This window comes from Geobacter grbiciae (assembly GCF_018531165.1).
GTDB lineage: Bacteria > Desulfobacterota > Desulfuromonadia > Geobacterales > Geobacteraceae > Geobacter > Geobacter metallireducens.
This window is the reverse complement of record NZ_JAHDIW010000013.1, coordinates 87,418-108,022: the sequence shown is the minus strand read 5'-3', so window position 1 is coordinate 108,022 and position 20,605 is coordinate 87,418. Positions and strand designations below refer to the sequence as shown.

Genomic DNA, 20,605 nt, shown 5'->3' with positions numbered 1-20,605 from the left:
ATCTGTCGCTCCTTACCGGAAGGCCGAAATGCCGGTGACTTTCTCGCCGATAATCAGGAGGTGCATGTCGTGGGTACCCTCGTAGGTGTAGACCGCCTCCAGGTTGTTGGCATGGCGCATGATCGGGTACTCGCTCATGATGCCGTTGGCCCCCAGCATGGTCCGGGCCGTGCGGCAGATATTGATGGCCACATGGACGTTGTTCATCTTGGCCATGGAAACCTGGGCCGGAGAGTAGTTACCCTGATCCTTGAGGCGCCCCAACTGCATGACCAGCAGCTGCCCCTTGGTGATCTCGGTGACCATTTCGGCAAGTTTCCGTTGCTGCAGTTGGTACGAGGCAATGGGCTTGTCGAACTGGATCCTGCTCAGGGAGTATTCGAGAGCAGCCTGGTAGCAGGCGTCGGCTGCGCCCAGGGCGCCCCAGGCGATACCGTAGCGAGCCTGGGTGAGGCACCCCAAGGGGCCCTTCAGACCTTTCACGTTGGGGAGGAGGCTCTTCTCCTCGTCAACGATGACGTCCTCGAAGACGAGCTCGGAGGTGACGGAGGCCCGCAGGCTCCACTTGCCGTGCATCTTGGGAGCGGAGAAGCCGGGGGTACCCTTCTCCACCAGGAAGCCCCTGACCCCCTCGTCGGTCCTGGCCCAGACCACGGCCACGTCGGCGACACTGCCGTTGGTGATCCACATCTTGGAGCCGTTGATCCGCCACTTGCCGTTTCCTTCACGCACGGCGTTGGTGCGCATCCCGGCCGGGTTGGAGCCGAAGTCCGGCTCGGTAAGGCCGAAACAGCCGATCTTCTCACCGGCGGCAAGCTTGGGGAGCCAGTACTCTTTCTGGGCCTCGCTGCCGTAGGCATAGATGGGATACATGACCAGGGAGCCCTGGACCGAGGCAAAGCTGCGAAGGCCCGAGTCGCCGCGCTCCAGTTCGTACATCAGCAGGCCGTAGGCCACGTTGGAAAGACCGGCACAGCCGTACTTCTCAGGGAGGTTCGGACCGTAAAAACCGAGCTCGCCCATCTTGGGGATCAGGTGGCTGGGAAAGGTCTCGTTCAGGGCGTGCTCCTCGATGATCGGCAGCACCTCATCATTGACGAACTTGCGGGCAGTCTCACGAACGAGTTTCTCCTCGTCGGTCAGAAGTCCCTGGAACCCCATGTAATCCGTCAGTTCTGTAGTAACACTCATTTTCGTCTCCTTTCGGGCCTTTCCCAGGCAGTTTGTATATGACTTGCCTCTGTTCCCACATGCGGCAAATAAAACACTGTCACCTTCAAGTAAACAAGTACCGGAATACCGATTTTAAGTCAAGAGAATTTTGCCCGTGATTGAAATTAATCCCGGACAGATTCCGTCCTGGCCACTCCAGCGACTATATGCCGGTGGCACACGCACAGCCCCCCTCCTCCGATAAGTCAACCTGCAGTCGCTCGGGATGGGTATAGAGCTCAAACCTTCCGCCCCGCACGTAGCCGATCATGGTTATACCCGCTTCATCCGCCATCCTGACCGCCATATCCGTGGGAGAGGTTCGGGAGGCAATGAGTTGAATGCCGAGAAGAACGCATTTCGCCACCATCTCCGTTGAGACCCGCCCCGACGTGACCAGCATCGTGCCGGCCAGGTCTATCCCTCTCAGCAGCGCCTCCCCGGCTATCCGGTCCAGGGTGTTGTGCCGGCCCAGATCCTCCGCGTAGAGGACGATGGAACCGTCCCCCACCGCCGCCGAGTGCATCCCGCCGTGGCTGCGGTACCCCTCCGCCTTCCTGGCCAGCTCTTCCATCATGGCGAAAACTGCCGTAGGCGAGAAATGCCTGTCCGCAGGGGAACCGGACCGTCCCTTAGTGGCCTGCGGAATCGTGAAGGTAATCCCGGTGCCGCATCCCGACGTGAGGACCGGCTTCAGTTTCTCCGGCAGTTCCCCCTTGATCTGAACCCGCGCAATGCCGAAATCATTGCAGACCGAGAGAAGCTGGAAGTCCTCCACTTTCTCCACGAACCCCTGCAACCGCAGGAATCCGGCGACGAGAAAACGGAGATCATGGGGCGAGGCGATGAGGGTGGCGATCTCCCGGCCGTTGACATTCAAGAGGAGCGGAAACTCACCCACGAACTCTTTCTCCGTTGCCGCCAGTTTACCTTTGTCGTAGTGGTAGATGCTCTTCATGGTCGATTCCCCTGCTACGCTCATGATGTCTCCAGTTCCACATACTTGCCGGAAGACAGCCCCTGGTTGCGGAAGAACGACAAGGTCAGCTTGTCCTCGCGTTCCACCATTGTCCGCACGGTTGCAGCCCCGGAACGTTTCAGGCAGTCGCAGATCTCCTCAAACATCCGCTGCCCGATCCCCATCTTCCGATTCCGTGGCGAAACCGAAAGCGCGAAGACCCATCCGCATGGGGGGGAGCCGAATTCCCAGGCACGGACTTCACCGACAATGAAGCCGACGACCGTGTCATTGATTTCGGATATAAGAAAATGGCAGGCATCGTCCCCGCAGTTCACGTAGTGCTCGAAGATCCTGCGCCAATAGGCCTGTTTTCCTTCGACATGGCCCGTTTCATCCAGGGCAATTACGGCGTCGAAATCAGACGGTCTGGCGTTACGGATGAAAATCTGTTCTTTCATATGCGTACCCGAATAGGAATTCTCCATGATTTCGGCAGAAACTAGCACCAGGTGACACTCACCTACGTATTATGGTATTTAAGTACCACAATACATAATTTTGGGCAAGCTATTTTATGTAATAAAATGAGGAATAGAACTGAGAAATATTGGGTAGGAGGCGGGATTACTCCCGCCGTCCTCCCAGTCGAGTAGCGCCGGGGAATCTCACCCCCACGCTCTCACAGAACCGGACGTGAACCTCTCGGCTCATCCGGCTCTTATCGTCCAGCCCATATCTGAAGAAATTGCCAGTGGGCAAATACCGCCCGCATCAGGAGTTCATGATCGATTGCATCAAAGAAACCCTTGATATCGAGATCAAGCACCCAGTCGTAACGCCAGCATCTGCGCCGCGCGACTCCTACGGCTTCTTGTGCTGATTTCTTCGGCCGGTATGGCTGCCTCATGCGATTCCTGTTCGTCAGGCCGGGGCTTTGCTTACAGCTTCCTTCAGATTCCGGGTCACCCCGGACACCCTTGCTGTTCGGCTAACGGTTCCCGTCATCAGGGTCCGTAGAGGACTTTCACCTCCAAGTCACCACTCAACCACCACAGTTGAGTGGATGGCGCTTGCGCGCCACGCGCCATGCCTGGCGCACATAAAAAAAGACGGCTGGGAAAACCCAACCGCCTTTACTTGTTAACAATATCCGATACGAGGAGAGATTACGAAAGATCCTGCACCGCCTGGTGAATAGTGGCGAAGAGTTCGGGGATATCCTTTTCGTCGATGCAGGAGAAGGCGATGCGCAGGTCGGTCTTACCGATGGATATGGCCCCGACACCGTACTTGTCAAGCAGATGGACACGCAGCTTTTCGGCATCCACGGTCTTGAGCTTCAGGCACATGAAATAGCCGGAGTTGAACGGGTAGTAGTCCCAGGCCTTGTCGAACTTGCCGCTGTTCAGAACTTCCTTCGTCTTGAGGGCGCGCCCCTTGAGAACCTGGAATTTTTCTTCCTTCTGCTCAAGGAACTTCGGCGAACGGAGCGCCTCAATGGCGAACGTCTGGGAGGGGTGCGGGCAGTTGGAGATGCGGGCGCGAATGATCCCCATGGCCTTCTTCTCAAGGGCAGTCATGACCGGTGCGTTCTCATAGCTGTTGCCATCGGCAAAGGTGATGAAGCCGGTACGGAAGCCCCAGACGAACTCCTCCTTCGTGGCGCCATCCAGCTTGATCGCCAGGATGCGGGGGTGAAGGTTGGCGAGCTTGCCGAAGAGGGACTCTTTCAGGCTGTCTTCGTAGAAGAGGCCGAAATAGGCATCGTCGGTGATGGCAACGATGTTACAGCCACCCTCCGCCACCTCTTTGATGGCGGCCACCAGCGCATCCCCCTCGGCAACGGTCGGGGTGTAGCCGCTCGGGTTGTTGGGGAAGTTGAGCAGCACAACCGCCTTCCCCTTTTCCTCGGCGCTGTTCTTCAGCTCCGCCTTGAACGCATCGACGTCATAGCCGCCGTTTACGGTGAAGGTCGGATATTTCCTGATGACGGCCCCACAGCAGGTACCGAAGGTCAGGTTGTAGTTCCCCCAGAGCATGTCCGGGAGGAGCAGGTGATCTCCCTTGTCGAGGAACATGTCGCCCACGATGGAGAGACCGTGGGTCAGCGCGTTGGTGACAATGGGGTTGCTGAAGTGCTTACCCTGCTGGCTGGGGTTTTCCCGCAGCATCTTCTCCCGCCAGAGGGAGCGCAGCTCCGGCTTGCCCGCGGGGGGAGCATAGGGATAGATGTCCTTTGGATCAAAGGCGGACAGCTTGTCCTGGATGCACTGCAGGTACATCGGCCCGCCGTTTTCCGTGGCAATGCCGATGGTTGCATTGAATTTGTGAGCCTTCTCCTTTGCCTCAGCCGACTGGGTCAGGATCCCTTTCGGAAAGAAAAGGTTCTTGCCGAGATCGGACAGCATCTCCAGAACGTAGGGATTGTGCTGGGCAAGCAGATCATTCAATTCAACAGCCAATGGGTTCACGTGATTCCTCCTTGAGGTAAGATTCTATCCGGCCTGTTCCGGCGCGGAGCCGCATGAACATGAGCACCCGCAGCCGCCTGAATGTGCCTCCTCGGGAGGTGTCATCAGCGCCCCGGCCAGCACGTATGCCGCCTGCAGCGCCGAAGTGGGACAGAGCGGGAAACACTCCTTGCAGTCCCAGCATTCCTTGGCGGCTATTTCCGGAATGAAGCTTATCTCACGGTTTGACCCCCTGTCAACAAATCCTACGGCATTCTTCTTTTTTATCTCGGCACAGTACCTGACACAGAGGCCGCAGTGGATGCAGAAGGAGGGATGTTTCTCAAAGCGATCCCTGTCCGCCCCGTACTCCTGGGCCAGCGCCTTCAGCTCCTCGGAGTCGGGAGCGTGCGCCAGCATCTCCTCCAGCAGCACCTTGCGGACCTTGTCCACCTTCTCGGTCCTGGTCCGTACCACCAGCCCCTTCTCCACCGGATAGATGCAGCCGGCGACCAGCTTCGGCCACCCGCGGACCTCCACTTCCACCGTGCAAATGCGGCACCCGCCGTAGGGCTCAAGCTTCTCGTGGTGGCACAGCGTGGGGATGGAAATCCCAACTGACTTCGCCGCATCCAGAATGGTCATCCCTTCGGTGGCGACAACCTCTTTCCCATCAATCGTCAAGTTGATTTCGCTCATGGTTTTCTCTCTCAGGCAATAGCTCGTTTGTCTTCAGGGACAGGGGCCGGAACCGGTTCGCCGGAAATCTTCCGAACCGCGCCGAAGCGTGACGGGCAGACATCCAGGCAGGTTCCGCACTTCGTGCACTTTTCCTGGTCGATGATGTGAATCAGCTTCTTGCCGCCGTGGATCGCCTCGGCGGGGCACTGCCTGAAGCAGCTGCCGCAGGCCTTGCACTTCTCCGGATCGATATGGAAGGCGATCATCTCCTTGCATGAGAGGGCCGGGCATTTCTTGTCCCTGATGTGGGCCTCGTACTCGTCCCTAAAGTAGCGGATGGTGCTGAGGACCGGGTTGGGGGCACTTTTGCCCAGGGCGCAAAGTGCCGCCCCCATGGACTCCGCCAGCTCCTCCAGGAGTTCGACGTCACCCTCTTTTCCCTTGCCAGCGGTGATCCTGGTTAGGACCGCGAGCATCTGGCGGATCCCCTCCCGGCACGGGGTGCACTTGCCGCAGGATTCGTCCTTGAGGAAGTCGATGAAGTATCGGGCGATATCCACCATGCAGGTGTCTTCATCCATGACGATCATGCCGCCTGACCCCATCATGGAGCCCGCCTTGGTCAGCTCGTCGAAATCCACCGGCAGGTCCAGCATCGACTCGGGGATGCAGCCGCCGGAGGGGCCGCCGGTCTGCACGGCCTTGAACTTCTTGCCGCCGGGAATGCCCCCCCCCACTTTCGTGATGATGTCCCTCAGGGTAACGCCCATCGGCACTTCCACGAGACCTGTGTTGGTGATCTTCCCCACCAGGGAGAAGATCTTGGTCCCGGTGCTCCCCGTGGTGCCGTACGAGGTGAACCAGTCGGCCCCCTTATTGATTATCTGGGGAACGTTGGCCCAGGTTTCCACGTTGTTCAGGACGCTCGGGTGGTCCCAGACCCCCTTGACGGCGGTATGGATGTACTTGGGCCGCGGCTCGCCGGCTCGCCCCTCCAGTGCCGTCATGAGTGCCGAGGACTCGCCGCAGACAAAGGCGCCGGCACCCATGTGCACCTTAACGGTGAAATCAAAACCCGACCCGAGGATATCCTTGCCGACGAAACCGCGCTCACTGGCCTGCCGGATGGCGAGGTTGATGTTCTCGACGGCCAGGGGATATTCCTGGCGGACGTAGATGAACCCCTCATGGGCGCCGACCGCATAGGCGCCGATGATCAGGCCTTCGAGGATCGAGTGGGGATTCCCCTCGATGAGCGCCCGGTCCATGAAGGCGCCGGGGTCACCCTCGTCGGCGTTGACGATCACGTACTTGATCGGGTCCGGGGCATTGCGGGACTCTTCCCACTTCCTCCAGGCGGGGAAGCCGCCCCCTCCCCTCCCCCGCAGGTTCGACTTCTTGATCTCGCCCATCACATCTTCCGGAGTCATCTGGAAGAGGACCTTGGAGAGGGCCGAGTAGCCGCCGATGGCGAGATAGTCGTCCATGCTCTTGGAATCGAGCCGGATGTTCTCGCTGAGGATGTTACGCTGCTGGTTCTTGTAGAAGGGAATATCCGACTCCCGCAGTGCCCTCGTTCCCGTGGCCGGATCCTCGTAGAGGAGGCGGTCCACCACCTTTTTCTCCTTGATGGTGTGGGAGACGATCTCGGGGACGTCCTCGGGCTTCACCTTGAGATAGCAGATCCCCTCGGGGTAGATCATCACGATGGGTCCACGCTCGCAAAAGCCAGGACAACCGGTTCCCTTGGTGTTCACTTCAGTCGTCAGGCCATGGAATTCAAGCTCCGTCTTGAAGGCCGCGATGACCTCGGCTGCCCCGGAGGCGAGGCAGCCGGCGCCGGCGCATACCGAGATGCACGGCTTGGTCGGGTCAATGCGGGAGACGATGTCCTTCCTGGCACATTCCAATTTTTCAGGGGAGTTCAACCTTGTCATAAATCACCCTTACTCGCAGTTATTCAGCACGGATGCAATCTGGGACGGGGCAATGTTGCCATGGTGCTTGCCGTCCACTTCCATTACCGGTCCCAGGGCGCAGCAACCGAGGCAGTTAACGGTTTCGACGCTGAACTTCATGTCGGAGTCCGTCTCGCCTGACTTGACGCCGGTCACCTCCTGCACCGTGTCGAGGACCCGCTGGGCGCCCCGGACGTGGCAGGCGGTCCCCATGCAGACGTGAACCTGATGACGCCCCTTCGGAACGAGGCTGAAGGCCTTGTAAAACGTGGCAATGTGCTGGATGCGGCTCATGGGCACCTGCAGTCTCTCACAGACTCTTTTCAGCGCCTCCTTGGGCAACCAATTGTGCTCGCTCTGGATATCCAGCAGGATCTGTATGAGCGAACTGGTTTCACCGTCATGCTTGTCAATGATCTGGTCTATTTTTGAGATATCCATGGTCGCCTTCCTTTTCTTCCGTAGTCCGCATCCGCCTTCATATCAGGCCAGTGCGTACCGCTTCAGCTCTTCGTCGAACCTGACCAGCCCGTGCATGGTCGCGCTCTTCAAGTGCCGTGATACTTCTGATGCGTTCATGCCGAGGGTTGTTACGATCTCTCCCGTGTTCAGGGGCTTGTCCTGCAGGAGAAGCGTAATCTGGCTCACCGCCAGCTTGCTTGCCACCAGTTCGTCAAAGAGCTTTTTCAGCTCATCACTGGCGAAGAAATCAGTGTACTCCTGCTCCGTCTTGAAGCGCTGCCGCAGCCGTTCCCGTTCCACCAGCTTCACGTACGGTACCAGCTTGTTGGCCGCTTCCAGCCTGAGCTTCAGGGCGCCCGGCTCTATTCCTTCCCCTTTGCCCAACGGCCCCAGCTCCTTCAGCCTCTTGCCGAAGTCGTTCATCACCTCGGCGTACCGCATCCCCTCCGAGGCGGAGATCCATTCGAGTCGCAGCCTGTCGGGATTGATGCCGATCCTCTCCAGGATCTTCTTGGCGATGTGCACGTTCTTCAGCACATCGTAGTTACCTTCGGTGACATAGTGGCATTCGCCGGGCCAGCAGCCACCGATGAACACCCCGTCAGCCCCCTTGGAGAATGCCCTGAGCACGAATGCCAGGTCCACTCTGCCGGTACACATTACGCGGATAATCTTTGTTTCAGTTGTATATTGCAGTCTGGAAACTCCAGCCAGGTCGGCAGCGCCGTACGCTCACCATGTGCACAGAAAACCGACTACGCTGGGTTTATGATCTAGTCCGTTACTCATCTGTACTCTCCTTCCCGGGCAACAGCCGCTGCCCTCTGTGTAGTGCCTTCCTAGTGCTCAGGAAAGGCCGCGTCGATCTGGGCAAATATCTCGTCGTCCGTGTAGTGTTTCAGATAAATGGCCCCGGTCGGGCATTTCGCGTTGCAGAGACCGTCACCCTTGCAGAGGATCGGTTCGACCCGCGCCTTTTTCCCCTGGGGCGTGTCGACAAAGGAGATGGCGCCGTACTTACAGGCGGTGATGCAGGCCCCGCAGGATACGCAGTCGCTCTCGGTCACATCGCATACGGCCCCGGAGGCGGTGACCGTCTCCCGTGAGAGGATCCCCACGGCGCGTCCTGCTGCGCCATAGGCCTGGCTGATGGTTTCCGACAGGTGCTTCGGATAGTGGGCCGTGCCGCAGAGGAAGACACCGTCCGCCGCAAAATCCACCGGCCTGAGCTTCACGTGGGCCTCCTGGAAGAAGCCGTCGGGGTTGTTGGAGACCTTGAAGAACTTCCCGGCGTCCTGGCTTGATTCGGCCGGGATGACCGCGGCGGCGAGCACCACCAGGTCGGCTTCCAGCTCCATCATCTGGCCAAGGACCGGATCGGGGACCGTGACCTTGAAGCCATCCCCGGCAGCCTCCACCACCGGTTTGGTGTCCGCCTCGTAGCGGATGAACTTCACGTTCTTCTCCGACGCCTCGCGGTAGTAAGTCTCCTTGAGGCCGTAGGTCCTCATGTCCCGGAAGATGATCTGGATCTCCATCTCCGGATTGATCTCCTTGAGCTTGTGGGCGTTCTTGATGGCCTGGCTGCAGCAGACGCGGCTGCAGTAGTTGCGGTCCGCCTGGCGGCAGCCGACGCACTGGATCATCACCACGCTCTGGGCGCCCGTCACCTTCTCGCTCTGGCTGACGATCTCCCCTTCCAGTTCCAGCTGGGTCAAGACCCGGTCGCTCTGGCCGTAGAGGTATTCCGTGGGCTTGTATTCCTGGGCGCCGGTGGCGATCACGGCCACGCCGTGCTTCACTTCCCGGTTGCGACCCTGGGAGGCCACCGTGGTGACGAAGTTCCCCACGTAGCCGGAGACGTCGGTGATATTCGCATCGGTCCAGACATGTATCCGAGGATGCCGGTAGACCTTCTTGACCAGGTCCGCGAGGTAGGACTGGACATCCATCCCCTCCAGGGTGTAGTGGAGGCGCCGTGCCATGCCACCCAGGTCGTCGTCCTTCTCGATCAGGTAGACCTCGAAACCCTGCTCGGCCATGTTGAGGGCGGCGGTCATGCCGGCCACCCCGCCGCCGACCACGAGCCCCGTGTGGTCCACCGGCAGCTGGAACTCCTGCAGCGGCTCCAGGTGCGCGGCCCGGGCCACGGACATCCTGACGATCTCTTTTGCCTTCTGGGTGGCGCTCTCCTTCTCGCGGGAGTGGACCCAGGAGCAGTGCTCGCGGATGTTGGCGAATTCGAAGAAGTACTGGTTGAGCCCCGCTTCCCGGCAGGTATCGCGGAAGAGCGGCTCGTGGGTCCGCGGGGTGCAGGCGGCCAGGACAACCCGGTTGAGCCCCTTTGCCACGATGGCGTCAGAGATCTGCTTGGCGTTCTCCGTGGAGCAGGCGAAGAGGTTCTCGCCGGCCCAGGCGACGTTCGGAAGCGTGGCCGCGTATTCGATCACTTCGGGGATATTGACGACCCGGCCGATGTTGGCGCCGCAGTAGCAGACGACGACCCCGATCTTCAACTCCTCCTGGGAGACATCCTTCTCCGGCGGGTAGACCCGCTCCCGCTCCAGCCGGCCGCGCCGGTAGGAGAGGAGCTGGCCGCAGAGGGCGCCAGCGCCGCTGGCGGTCACGACCGACTCCGGGATGTCGAGGGGCCCCTGGAAGGCGCCGCTAACGAAGACCCCCTTGCGGGAGGTCTCGATGGGGTTGTAGGGGTTGTTCTTGCAGAATTTCTGATTGGTGAGCTCGATGCCGATCTTCTGGGCCAGCGACTCAACATCCTTTGGCGGATTGAGGCCCACCGACAGGACCACCATGTCGAATTCTTCTTCCTTCACCCCGTCGTCAAGGGTCGAATACCGGATGGTGACGTTCTTGGTGCTTTCAATCTCCCTCCCCACGGTTACGTAGCTCCGGATGAAGCGCACGTCGGAGAGCTTTTCCGCACGCTGGTGGAAGCGCTCGAAGTCCTTGCCGTAGGCCCGGATGTCGTTGTGGAAGATGGTGGCCTGGAGGTCGGCGTCGTGGTCCTTGGCCAGGATCACCTGCTTCTGGCTGTAGGCGCAGCAGACGGCCGAACAGTAGTTGTTCCCACCCTCGTTCACCTGCCGGGAGCCGACGCACTGGATCCAGGCGATCTTGTGGGGGTGCTTCTTGTCCGAAGGGCGCAGGATCTCACCCTCGTAGGGACCGGTGGCACAGAGAATCCGCTCGAAGTCGAGGCTGGTGACTACGTTCTGCATCCGGCCGTAGCCGAAATCGCCCCGAAGCTTCGGGTTAAAGGTCTCGTAGCCGGGGGAGAGGATGATCGCCCCCACCTCCACCACCATGGTCTCCGGCTTCTGGTGGAGATCGATCGCCTTGGTCTTGCAGGCGCCGACGCAGATCTGGCACTTCCCCTCTTTGAGATAGAGGCAGGTTTCCGGGTCCACATAGGTGACCAAGGGAACTGCCTGGGAGAAGTAGATATGGACCGCCTTGTTCTCGGACAGGTTCTGGTTGAACGGGTCGGGAATCTTGACCGGGCAGTAGTCCACGCAGATGTTGCAGCCGGTGCACTTCTCCTCGGAGATGTACCGGGGCTTCTTGGTCAGCGTAACCCTGAAGTCACCCGCCTCGCCGTCGACACGCTCCACTTCCGTATAGGTGATGATCTCGATGTTGGGGTTCCTGGCGCATTCGATGAACTTCGGCGACTCGATGCACATGGAACAGTCGTTGGTGGGGAAGGTCTTGTCCAACTGCGACATCTTGCCGCCCAGGGCGGGAGATTTGTCGACCAGGAAGACCCGGAACCCCGAATTGGCCAGATCGAGAGCGGCCTGAATACCGCTGATCCCGCCGCCGACAATAAGTACGTCACCAATGTTTCTGTCTGAGGTATTCATAGAAGTTCGCCCTTCGACTGGAGTGCTTTCAATACTCTGCTTCCGTTGCTCCGGCTCAGTGCCTAGATCACTTCCAGGATGATTTCCGTGAGATCCTTCACCTCGACCTTCTCATGCTCCGCCAGATCAAGGCTGCTGTCCGTGAAGTTCGTGATGCAGTAGGGGCAGGAGGTGGCCAGCACCGTTGCTCCCACATCGACCGCCTGCCTGAGCCTCAGGTCGGAGAACCGCTCTTCCTTCGGCGTCTCCATCCAGATCCGGCCGCCGCCACCGCCGCAGCAGAGGCTGCTTTCCCGGTTGTCGGCCATCTCCAGCAACTCCAGGCCGGGAACCTTTTTCAACACCTCCCGGGGCTCGTCGTAGATACCGTTGTGGCGCCCCAGGTAGCAGGGGTCGTGGTAGGTGACCGCCTTGGGAAACTCACCGGTAATCGTGAGCCGCCCCTCGTTGATGAGCTGGCCGATGTACTGGGAGATGAAAACCACCTCGAAGTTCACCTTGAACTCAGGATACTCGTTCACAAAGGTGTGGTAGCAGTGGGGCGAGGAAACGAGTATCTTCGTGACGCCGTTGTCGATGAACTGCTTGATATTCTCCTTGGCCAGCCGTTTGAACAGCTCCTCGTTGCCGGTCTTGCGGATGCTCTCGCCGCAGCAGCTCTCCTTTGATCCGAGGATGCCGAAATCAACCCCGGCCTTGTTGAGAATGGCGGCGGTTGCAGCGGCCACCTTTCTCATCCTCGGGTCGTAGCTCAGGTAACAGCCGGTGAAGTAGAGAAGCTCCATCCCCTCGGCATAGGGCTTGACCGGCAGGTCCTTGGCCCAATCACCCCGCTGGGTCCGATCGCCCCCCAGGGAGTTCCCCTCGGAGGTGAGGCTCGCCACCACGTTGCGGATCGTCCCCACGTGGCCGGGATAGACATCGTATTCCGCGCCGATCCGGCGCATGGCGACCCCGGCCTCGATCTGGTTCACCCCCCTGGGGCAGCGGCTGGGGCAGGTGCCGCAGGTGCTGCAGCGCCAGATGTCTTCCTGCTCGATCTCGGTCAGGCCGAACGTCCCCTGACGGACGATCTTGCGCATGCTGAACTGCCGTACCCGGTTCCAGGGGCAGACCGAATCGCACAGACCGCACTGGTAGCAGTACTTGAGCGAGTCGCCCCCCTTTTCTTTGATGACATCTATGATCTCTTTGTATGGAGTAACGGTTTCCACGATGGCACCCATCCTGTTCTGTCGAGTTAGCGTTTTTTGGTGAGCTGCTCAACCGTATCGGCGATCACGTCAGCGCCAAATCTGCTGATGAGGGATTCCAGACCTATTTCCATCTCGGTTCTCTTCACGCTCTCATCGGGCTCTTCCACTTCCCGCTCCGTGACGCTCAGGGCACCCACGAGGCACCACTTGACACAGAGGGGCTCGGGCTCGCCGTCGCAGAGGTCGCACTTGAGGGGAAGGCCCGAATCGGGCTCCCGGAACAGGTCCCTGGAGGGGCAGGATGCCCGGCAGAACCCGCACTCGTCGTACTCCTTGCCGTCAATGATGAACTTGTCCCGGCCGATGCATTCCGACTCGGTGTACTCCCCGGCATAGAGCGGCACATAGATGTCCCGAAGCGGGTCGCGCACCACCCTGACCCGGGAGCGGGCCGGATTGTTGCTGCTGTACGGCGGCATGGCGTGGAAGGCGGAGCAGATAACTTCGCAGGCCCGGCAACCATTGCATTTGTCGGCATCGATATTTATGGTCTTGACTATTCTCTTCTTCGTCTCGCTGTTCAAGTTCTCGCCCTCCACTCTCAAGTAACTCTGTTGCCGCGGAAGCCTTTTCAGCTGGCCGACAGAATCCCGCGCTTGATGAATTCCTCGCCCACGTAGCCCAGACCCAGATCGTCCAGGGTTTCCTTCGTCGGGATGCCGTCATCGTTCCATCCCTTGAGCTTGTAGTAGGAATCCAGAAGCTCCTTCTCCAGCTCGGGGAACCTGTTCTTCCAGTGGTTCGCGGGGGGCTGCTCGTCGACCCTTCTCATCCCCCTTCTGATGTTGAAGGCCCTGACCAGGGTGCGGTAGCGCTTCGCCGCCTTCTTGAGCTTCTCCGTGTCCATCTCGATACCGGCGCCTGCCGCGATGAACTTGGGATAGTTGTGGATGTGGTACGGCGGCTTCAGGGGGAACGAGGAGAGGCCGGCGCATTGCCCGAGGGCGTCGTCGATGTAGTGCATCATCTCCTGCCAGTCGACGATGTCGCAGCACATGTCGACCGTGGGGAAGTGCGGCATCGACTTCTCGCCGCGGGGCTCCCACTCCAGGAAGATCTTCTTGAACTTCTCGTCCGGCACCTGGATCCAGTCCTTGACAAAGGCTTCCCGCTGCTCGAGCTTCGGATACGGCGCCTGGGGGAACTGCCCTTCGATCTGGGTGATGTTGATCTTCTCCCCGGTGCAGTACATGAGATAGTAGATGGGGTTGAGCATGGAAAGCTTGAGCGGCAGCTGCTCATGCTTCTTGATGTTGTTGTGAGCGTACTCTTCGGCCCCGTTGCCGATCTCCTGCGCCGCCCAGTAGGTGCCGTTGGCCAGGATGTCGCCGATGCCGTCGCGATTGACGATCTTGTCGAGGAGGTAGAAGAATCTCTCTTCGTTCCCCTCGGGCAGGCCCGGGAAGTCGGACTCCTTGAGGATTCCCTTTTCCAGGAGTTCAAAGGCAAAGGCCATGACCTGCGGGGCGGAGAAGCCGTCAAGCCCGTACTCGGTGGCCTTCTGGGCGATCCGCAGCCCGAAATCCAGGTCCGAATAGGCGGCCATGGTATAGGTGAGCTTGGTGAAGCACTTCATCATGTAGGTGGGGAGCCCCTCCATGGAAATGGTGGCCCCGCACTTCATGGGACAGTTGTAGCAGCTGATGAGGCGCGTCCGGGCCTTATCCATGGTTTTTTCCCAGGCGTGCGACACCTCGTCGGTCCAGAAGTCCTTCCGGCGGGTACGGGCGTTACCCCAGTTGAAGTTCTCGGTGTGCCACTTTTCGTCGTGAACCTTCATCTCCTGGGGCGACCCGAGGCCGGCCAGGATCGGCATGACGTCCGGAATCGGATTCTCTTCCCGGTGCTTGATGTAGTCGAGCACCTCGTTACAGAGACCGATGTACTCCTCCGGCTTGGCCACACAGAGGTCCTTGGTCCCGCGCACGACGACGGCCTTAAGCCCCTTGTCCCCCATGACGGCGCCGATCCCGCCGCGGCTGGCACTGGACCGCCCCTGTTCGATGGAGGCATAGAAGACCCGGTTTTCCCCGGCCTTGCCGATGGCGGCCACCTGGGCCCGCGGCTCGTTCAGCTCCTTCTTGATGATCTCCGCCGTCTCGATGGCCCCCTTTCCCTTCAGGTGGGAGGCGTCACGAATCTCAACCTTGTCGTTATTGATATAGAGGTAGACCAGCTCCGGCGACTTGCCGCGGAAGATGATCTTGTCATAACCGGCATACTTCAGTTCCGGCGCCCAGAATCCCCCCATCATCGAGAAAGCCATCAGCTTGGTCTGGGGAGAAACGGTGGAGACGATGGTGCGGTTGCATCCCGTTGCCGGCGTCCCGCACAACAGGCCTGCGGCGAAAATCAGGAGATTCTCCGGAGAGAATGGCTCGACTTCAGGGGGAACCCTGTCCCACAGAATCTTGGCATTGGTTCCCAACCCACCGAGATACATCTCGGTGTCCCTCGGATCCGTGGCCACCCTCTCAATGCTTCCCTTGGTCAGATCGACTTCCAGAACATATCCGGTCTCTGCATACCTCATATTATTACCCCTTCGTAAGTAACCTTAATACGGGCTCCGCCTATCGGGACCGATGCAACATTGTTGCTCTTTGGTAATTTAGTACTACAATACTTATTTTCTGTCAAACATTATTTGATTAGAGACTCTTTTCGAAATGCTTTCCGCGCTTCCTGCGTCCGGTGCCCCAGTCCAGAAGAGGCACCGGACGCGTTCTGCATCCTTTACTTCTGGCCGGTCGGCATGAGGCTCTCGATCAGTTCCTCAGTCCAGGGAGTTCCCTTGGCCAGACCCTGGCGAAGCTTCACAAAGTCGATTTCGCGGCCGGTCTCCTTAGTCCCCTCGTTGAAGGCGCGGAAACCGGTGCGGGCCTCGTTCATCATGTTAAGCGCCAGCCACGCGCGGGAGTTTTCCTTGTTCAGGTTCCACGCCTGGAGCTTCGGCTTGCGCAACTCCTCCAGGCTCTTGGTCATGCACTCGGGGAAGGTGTCGAGGAGCTTGGCGCAGAGTTCTTCCACCTTCTCATCGAGAAGGCTGAGATCTATCTCCCCTTCCTTGATCTGGGCCTGCCCCGCCTTGAAGTCAGCGCCGGTCTTGAACTCGCCCTGGACTACCCTGCCATACTCGTCCAGGAAGCGGTCGGTGATAACGGTGGGGTTGGCGACGAATTTGCCGCCGACCTTGAGGGCCGGGACCACATCGGCGATGATGCCGAGCCGGGCCGCCTTGTGGGCCGAGAAGGGCTCGCAGAGGGTACCGGAGACCATGGCCTGCTCGCAGCCGATCATGAGCGGCAGGAAATCGGTTGCCCCGCCAATGGCGGCCGAACCGTGCTTGGGGCCTGCCTGGCCGAAGTTGGCCAGATCCTGGGCGATACTGAAGTCTGCGGCCATGCCGATTTCCTGGCCGCCGCCGATCCGCATGCCGTTCACCCGGCAGATGACCGGCCGGTCGCAGCCGAGGATGGCGGAGACCATGTCGTTGAACAGCCGCATGTACTGCCGGTACTCCTGGGGATTGCCGGCGTAGTACTCCGCGTACTCCTTGGTGTTGCCGCCGGTGCAGAACGCCTTGTCGCCCACGCCGGTGAAGACCACGGCATTCACCTCGCGGTCGACGGAGGCGCGACGGAAGGCCAGGATGGTGGCCTTGACCATGTCGGTGGTATAGGAGTTGTACTGCTTGGGGTTATTGAAGATGATCCAGGCGTTATAGAGCCCCTCCACCACCGAACCGTCACGACGCTTGGCCGGCCGCTTCTCGTACCGGACCATGCCGTCGCAGAGGCTCTCCACCTCGCGGTCGATAAGATTGTGATCGATCAGATGCCCCGGTGCGGTCCTTGCGATTATCTCGTCTGTTGTCGCCATTGCTTTTCCTCCCCATTGGATAGTTTCGTACAAGACCTGCTATTCAAACAACGTTTCAAGCTCTATTTATGTAAATTAGTACTTCATTACCAATTTAGTGTCAAGCACTTTTTTTCTTCTTGCTCCGGCCACATCGGGGCCACCTGAAACGGATTGTGAAATTACCAGATATTGCGGAGAAGTTCGGTGGTTCGGGAAGAAACCGGGTGTGGGCGTGGCGTCACACGTTCATGATTTTTAATTTATATTTCATCAAAAGTTGCGTATAGTTGGCGAAATTTACTGCCCCGAGAGAACAATGAAAACCCGCCTCATTCTTAAACCCGGTCAACGTGTTAAGAGTTTACGCGGTGCGAAGCGATGCGGAACCACCGTATAAACTTTTAACTACGCCATGATGACTTTCGAGATAAGCATCCAGATGAATTCGTTGAATTAATTTCTGACTTGGGAATTATTGGGACTGCCTCTGCTCCTGCAAACGGAAAAGAAACGATGCAATGACTGTAGTCATCGCTGGAGGCCTGCTTAATAAGCCCTTTGACGCCTACAAATCTCTCTGTTCTCTTCCCTTGATATATGCATACAAAATACATATTATGTGGGTAAATCATGAAAATTACCTTCGATCCGAACAAGGCTGCAACCAACTACCGCAAGCATGGGATCAGGTTCTCCGATGCTGAACCAGTACTGTTTGATCCCATGGCCCTGAAGCGCGAAGGCAAGGACGCGGACGGAGAGCAGAAATTCGTGTCGATTGGTGTGGATGCTATCGGGAGAGTTCTTGTTGTCGTCTTCACATACCGCGGTGAGGAAATCCGGCTTATTTCGGCACGTCCGGCAACCGTGAAAGAAAGGAAATGCTATGAAAGCTGAATACGATTTTTCTAAAGCAAAGCGTGGCGCTGTCGTGCCGCAGACCGGGAAAACGCGGATCACCATTTATCTAGACGATGCCATCCTCGAAGAGTTTCGTAATCGTGCGGATGCAGCGGGCAAAGGCTATCAGACACTGATTAACGATGCCTTGCGTAAGTACCTAAAGAATGATTCAGCCAACCTTGAAGAGACCTTGCGCAAAGTTATTCGTGAAGAGATGGGACGTGCCGCCTGATCCTACAACGGCACGCGCCCAACAGACCCGTGGATGCTGCCCGCCCGAAAAACCTGAGTGGGCGGGTCAGCCTCGGCCCCGTCAGACATATTCATAACAACCCCAAAGGAGATATCATGCGAAAAGCGTGTTGGAGCAAGGTGTGCCTTATCGTTGTAACCATGCTTGCTGGTGGGTGTGCGAGTTCTAAGCCTACCGTGGGCGATACGATGCTTCTCCAGGGTGAAACTGCCCGGGAACTGTCTAAAAAGTGGAATGAGGGGAATAGCCTGCTTATCGAAGGTGAGGAGTTAAAGAAAAAAGGGCAGAAAATGATAGAGGACGGAAAGGACAAAATTGAAGAAGCAGATGTGATGATTTCAGAGGGGAAGCGGATGATGGAAACCAGCGAGAAGACATTTGCTGAAAAATTTCCGAACATGGCCCCTCCAAGATAGAGGGGTAATAGCAGAATTCCCTTCCAATCGGATAGCCGGGGGTTATTCTCCCCCGGCCTCCACATCACCATGAGTGGCGACGTCTTCACGAAACGCATGTGGAGCTGATCTCCCCGGATAAGAACGTGAACTGCCGCCATACAACCGCAGCATTTACCTTGGCATCCTGAATCCGCGGGACTTCGTCATGTGGTGCTGACTTGCCTGGACACCCCGGCCTTTTACGCTGTCTCACGACCTGTTGGATTCTACGCACAGGGTACTTGCACCCATAAGTTCACGCCCATGCCGGGCGTACACCACGCGCTCAACCGGTCGCGCGAAACAGCTGCGCACCGGCTCAACCGCCCTAAGTTCACATTTGACAAAGACAAGGTGGCAGCACTCCTCGATCATATTGAACATCGTGGGGTTACCGTTGCTTCCTCTCCGCTTCCCCAACCTCTCCCCGATATTGATGATGAACCATTCTTGGAAGTCACCATAGCCGCATGTTCGATATGCGTAGTTACAGGAAATCAAGTGCATTTCCCAATGGAACTGTGTCAGGGAGTAATGGTTCTTTCTCCAAGCGATTTTCTGGTATTTTACAAAAAACAGCACATAACAACGGCGTAGACTCTGTCGCCGCCGCACAGGTCACGCCGAGAGCCGTTGGTCGAAAAAATAGAGCCGCCAGAATCACAAAATCTGCGACTCCCCACCGTGGGTAAGGTTTCAGTTCACAGGCTTCACGACGTCGATGGCATCCCCCGGCCGTATCCCGCCACCGCGCACGACTTTCGCAAAGATCCCTTCCTTTGGCATCACGCAGTCACCGGCCTGGTAATAGATGGCACAGCGCGTGTGGCATTCCTTCCCTATCTGGGTAACTTCCAGGGTCGTTTCTCCCACGTTGAGCCGTGTTCCGATCGGCAGGCCGGGGAGATCGATTCCCACGGTGGTGATGTTCTCGGCAAAATCCCCCGCCTGCACCGAGAGTCCCATACGTTGCATCTTCTCAATGCTTTCCTGCGCCAGGAGGCTTACCTGGCGGTGCCAATCCCCCGCGTGGGCATCGCCGTCGATGCCATGGTTCGGGAGCAGGCGGACACTATCCACTGGGGTCTTCCGTTCGCCTTTGTTTTTGCTCACGCAGACTGCCATGACTTTACCCATCGGATTCTCCTTCGGACTTCGCGTCCGTCACCCGCCAATCTGCGACATGGTGAACGAATGGTTGTCGGCTTCCCGGGACATGAACATGTGCCTGTGGGGTTTCATGCCGGCAACCTGGCGCAGCGTTTCCCGCAGTCCGGCGTCATCGCCATTGTCAAGATAAGGTTTGAGGCTCGTTTTCCCATCGTCAAACAGACAGCTCTTTACCGTTCCCGAAGAGGTGACCCTGATCCGGTTGCAGTTCTGGCAGAAATGGCTGGATATCGGCGTGATGAATCCGAGCGTTCCCGCGGCCCCGTCAATCCGGTAGTAGACGGCCGGCCCGTCAAGTGCGTCATTGGTCACTTTTCGCAGTGGATACCGTTTTGAAAGCCGGGACAGCAATTCGTCCCCGGGGACCATGAAGGATTGCCAGTTCCGTTCCTTCAGCGTCGGCATATATTCGATGAATCGCACCTTCAATGGCCTATCGAGGGTCAGCGCTGCGAAATCCAGCACCTCGGCGTCGTTTACCCCGCGCATCACCACCATGTTCAGCTTGATATGCTCAAACCCGGCATGCTCGGCAGCGGCGATTCCCTCCAACACCCTGGACAAATCGCCGCGCCGGGTAATCCGGGAAAACACGTCGGGACGCAGCGAATCCAGGCTTATGTTGACACTTTCAACACCGGCGTCTCTCAATTCACCGGCCATACTCCCCAGAAACACGCCGTTTGTGGTCAGGACGAGTTTCTTCAAGCCGGGAATCCGCTTCAGGCCGGCAAGAAAACCGGGCATCCCCTTTCTGACCAGCGGTTCACCACCGGTTATCCGGATCTTCTCGACACCGATGTCTACCGCCGCTTCCGCAATCCGATGCAGCTGCTCGTAGCTCAGGATGTCAGAGTGTGCGCGCTTCTTGATGCCAGAGGCCGGCATGCAGTATGTGCACCGGAGATTGCAGCGATCCGTTACCGATAACCGGAGGTAATTTATCTTTCTCCCATAGATATCTGACGGGGACATAGACACCTCACATATCAAACGATCTGTTCAAAAACGTGCCGTCTACCTGGACACCGGGGACGAGATATTATAGTATTTTGGTACCATTTTAATATTTTAGATGTCAAGACAATTCCGGCGCACTTGGCACGAAGCAGCT

At 58.3% G+C, this 20,605-nt stretch carries 18 protein-coding genes; 3 read left to right on the top strand and 15 right to left on the bottom strand.

Annotated features, from left to right (window positions below; genetic code table 11):
- Positions 1–12: 12 nt before the first annotated feature.
- The 13 genes from KJB29_RS14975 to oah all read right to left on the bottom strand — a co-directional run bounded on the left by KJB29_RS14975 (position 13) and on the right by oah (position 16,746).
- Positions 13–1,191 carry an acyl-CoA dehydrogenase family protein gene (locus KJB29_RS14975; protein ID WP_215735225.1) on the bottom strand — a complete coding sequence of 393 codons (1,179 nt, stop codon included), beginning with the start codon at positions 1,189–1,191 and terminating at the stop codon, positions 13–15.
- Positions 1,192–1,375: 184 nt separating this feature from the next.
- Positions 1,376–2,194, bottom strand: a complete 819-nt coding sequence (gene fdhD, locus KJB29_RS14970; protein WP_246561582.1) for a formate dehydrogenase accessory sulfurtransferase FdhD — start codon at positions 2,192–2,194, stop codon at positions 1,376–1,378.
- Positions 2,191–2,631 (bottom strand): GNAT family N-acetyltransferase, encoded by a 441-nt coding sequence (locus tag KJB29_RS14965; RefSeq protein WP_215735224.1) that lies wholly within the window; start codon positions 2,629–2,631, stop codon positions 2,191–2,193. Before KJB29_RS14965 ends, fdhD begins: the two co-directional genes overlap by 4 nt.
- Positions 2,632–3,339: 708 nt before the next feature.
- Entirely contained in the window at positions 3,340–4,644 is a 1,305-nt protein-coding gene (locus KJB29_RS14960; protein WP_215735223.1) for an aminotransferase class I/II-fold pyridoxal phosphate-dependent enzyme, read from the bottom strand.
- 24 nt (positions 4,645–4,668) lie between these two features.
- Positions 4,669–5,322: a 2Fe-2S iron-sulfur cluster-binding protein gene (locus KJB29_RS14955; RefSeq protein WP_215735222.1), complete on the bottom strand. Its 654-nt coding sequence runs from the start codon at positions 5,320–5,322 to the stop codon at positions 4,669–4,671.
- 11 nt (positions 5,323–5,333) lie between these two features.
- Positions 5,334–7,241 carry an NADH-ubiquinone oxidoreductase-F iron-sulfur binding region domain-containing protein gene (locus tag KJB29_RS14950; protein WP_215735221.1) on the bottom strand — a complete coding sequence of 636 codons (1,908 nt, stop codon included), beginning with the start codon at positions 7,239–7,241 and terminating at the stop codon, positions 5,334–5,336.
- Between the two features lie 9 nt (positions 7,242–7,250).
- A complete protein-coding gene (locus tag KJB29_RS14945; RefSeq protein ID WP_215735220.1) occupies positions 7,251–7,703 on the bottom strand; it encodes a complex I 24 kDa subunit family protein in 453 nt (150 codons plus the stop codon).
- A 42-nt stretch (positions 7,704–7,745) separates the two neighbouring features.
- The gene (locus KJB29_RS14940; protein ID WP_215735219.1) at positions 7,746–8,513 is read right to left on the bottom strand and encodes a hydrogenase iron-sulfur subunit; all 768 of its coding nucleotides are present in this window, start codon (positions 8,511–8,513) and stop codon (positions 7,746–7,748) included.
- 50 nt (positions 8,514–8,563) lie between these two features.
- Positions 8,564–11,608 carry an FAD-dependent oxidoreductase gene (locus KJB29_RS14935; protein WP_215735218.1) on the bottom strand — a complete coding sequence of 1,015 codons (3,045 nt, stop codon included), beginning with the start codon at positions 11,606–11,608 and terminating at the stop codon, positions 8,564–8,566.
- 62 nt (positions 11,609–11,670) lie between these two features.
- Complete coding sequence (locus KJB29_RS14930) at positions 11,671–12,822, bottom strand: (Fe-S)-binding protein (RefSeq protein ID WP_425514124.1); 1,152 nt, start codon at positions 12,820–12,822, stop codon at positions 11,671–11,673.
- A 26-nt stretch (positions 12,823–12,848) separates the two neighbouring features.
- A complete protein-coding gene (locus KJB29_RS14925; RefSeq protein WP_215735216.1) occupies positions 12,849–13,388 on the bottom strand; it encodes a 4Fe-4S dicluster domain-containing protein in 540 nt (179 codons plus the stop codon).
- A gap of 47 nt (positions 13,389–13,435) precedes the next feature.
- Positions 13,436–15,397: an aldehyde ferredoxin oxidoreductase N-terminal domain-containing protein gene (locus KJB29_RS14920; protein WP_215735215.1), complete on the bottom strand. Its 1,962-nt coding sequence runs from the start codon at positions 15,395–15,397 to the stop codon at positions 13,436–13,438.
- A gap of 203 nt (positions 15,398–15,600) precedes the next feature.
- Positions 15,601–16,746: a 6-oxocyclohex-1-ene-1-carbonyl-CoA hydratase gene (gene oah / locus KJB29_RS14915; RefSeq protein WP_215735214.1), complete on the bottom strand. Its 1,146-nt coding sequence runs from the start codon at positions 16,744–16,746 to the stop codon at positions 15,601–15,603.
- A 612-nt stretch (positions 16,747–17,358) separates the two neighbouring features.
- Between oah and KJB29_RS14910 the strand changes: the two genes are divergently transcribed.
- From KJB29_RS14910 to KJB29_RS14900, 3 genes are all read left to right on the top strand, one after another.
- A complete protein-coding gene (locus KJB29_RS14910) occupies positions 17,359–17,625 on the top strand; it encodes a BrnT family toxin (RefSeq protein WP_215735213.1) in 267 nt (88 codons plus the stop codon).
- On the top strand, positions 17,615–17,863 hold the full coding sequence (locus KJB29_RS14905) for a BrnA antitoxin family protein (RefSeq protein WP_215735212.1): 249 nt from the start codon (positions 17,615–17,617) through the stop codon (positions 17,861–17,863). Before KJB29_RS14910 ends, KJB29_RS14905 begins: the two co-directional genes overlap by 11 nt.
- Before the next feature lie 116 nt (positions 17,864–17,979).
- Positions 17,980–18,300, top strand: coding sequence for a hypothetical protein (locus tag KJB29_RS14900; protein WP_215735211.1), 321 nt, complete (start codon positions 17,980–17,982; stop codon positions 18,298–18,300).
- Between the two features lie 717 nt (positions 18,301–19,017).
- On the opposite strand, the gene KJB29_RS14895 is transcribed toward KJB29_RS14900, so the two are convergent.
- Together KJB29_RS14895 and moaA are read right to left on the bottom strand one after the other, a co-directional pair.
- Positions 19,018–19,458 carry an MOSC domain-containing protein gene (locus KJB29_RS14895; protein WP_215735210.1) on the bottom strand — a complete coding sequence of 147 codons (441 nt, stop codon included), beginning with the start codon at positions 19,456–19,458 and terminating at the stop codon, positions 19,018–19,020.
- Between the two features lie 27 nt (positions 19,459–19,485).
- On the bottom strand, positions 19,486–20,466 hold the full coding sequence (gene moaA / locus KJB29_RS14890) for a GTP 3',8-cyclase MoaA (RefSeq protein WP_215735209.1): 981 nt from the start codon (positions 20,464–20,466) through the stop codon (positions 19,486–19,488).
- Between the last annotated feature and the right edge of the window lie 139 nt (positions 20,467–20,605).

Excerpts from the sequence above, each read along its gene's own strand:
- KJB29_RS14945 (WP_215735220.1), bottom strand. The coding sequence starts at position 7,703 with ATGGATATCTCAAAAATAGACCAGATCATTGACAAGCATGACGGTGAA.
- oah (WP_215735214.1), bottom strand. The coding sequence starts at position 16,746 with ATGGCGACAACAGACGAGATAATCGCAAGGACCGCACCGGGGCATCTG.
- KJB29_RS14935 (WP_215735218.1), bottom strand. The coding sequence starts at position 11,608 with ATGAATACCTCAGACAGAAACATTGGTGACGTACTTATTGTCGGCGGC.
- KJB29_RS14920 (WP_215735215.1), bottom strand. The coding sequence starts at position 15,397 with ATGAGGTATGCAGAGACCGGATATGTTCTGGAAGTCGATCTGACCAAG.
- KJB29_RS14950 (WP_215735221.1), bottom strand. The coding sequence starts at position 7,241 with ATGACAAGGTTGAACTCCCCTGAAAAATTGGAATGTGCCAGGAAGGAC.
- KJB29_RS14905 (WP_215735212.1), top strand. The coding sequence starts at position 17,615 with ATGAAAGCTGAATACGATTTTTCTAAAGCAAAGCGTGGCGCTGTCGTG.
- fdhD (WP_246561582.1), bottom strand. The coding sequence starts at position 2,194 with ATGAGCGTAGCAGGGGAATCGACCATGAAGAGCATCTACCACTACGAC.
- KJB29_RS14975 (WP_215735225.1), bottom strand. The coding sequence starts at position 1,191 with ATGAGTGTTACTACAGAACTGACGGATTACATGGGGTTCCAGGGACTT.
- KJB29_RS14965 (WP_215735224.1), bottom strand. The coding sequence starts at position 2,631 with ATGAAAGAACAGATTTTCATCCGTAACGCCAGACCGTCTGATTTCGAC.
- KJB29_RS14900 (WP_215735211.1), top strand. The coding sequence starts at position 17,980 with ATGCGAAAAGCGTGTTGGAGCAAGGTGTGCCTTATCGTTGTAACCATG.
- KJB29_RS14910 (WP_215735213.1), top strand. The coding sequence starts at position 17,359 with ATGAAAATTACCTTCGATCCGAACAAGGCTGCAACCAACTACCGCAAG.
- moaA (WP_215735209.1), bottom strand. The coding sequence starts at position 20,466 with ATGTCCCCGTCAGATATCTATGGGAGAAAGATAAATTACCTCCGGTTA.
- KJB29_RS14955 (WP_215735222.1), bottom strand. The coding sequence starts at position 5,322 with ATGAGCGAAATCAACTTGACGATTGATGGGAAAGAGGTTGTCGCCACC.
- KJB29_RS14895 (WP_215735210.1), bottom strand. The coding sequence starts at position 19,458 with ATGGGTAAAGTCATGGCAGTCTGCGTGAGCAAAAACAAAGGCGAACGG.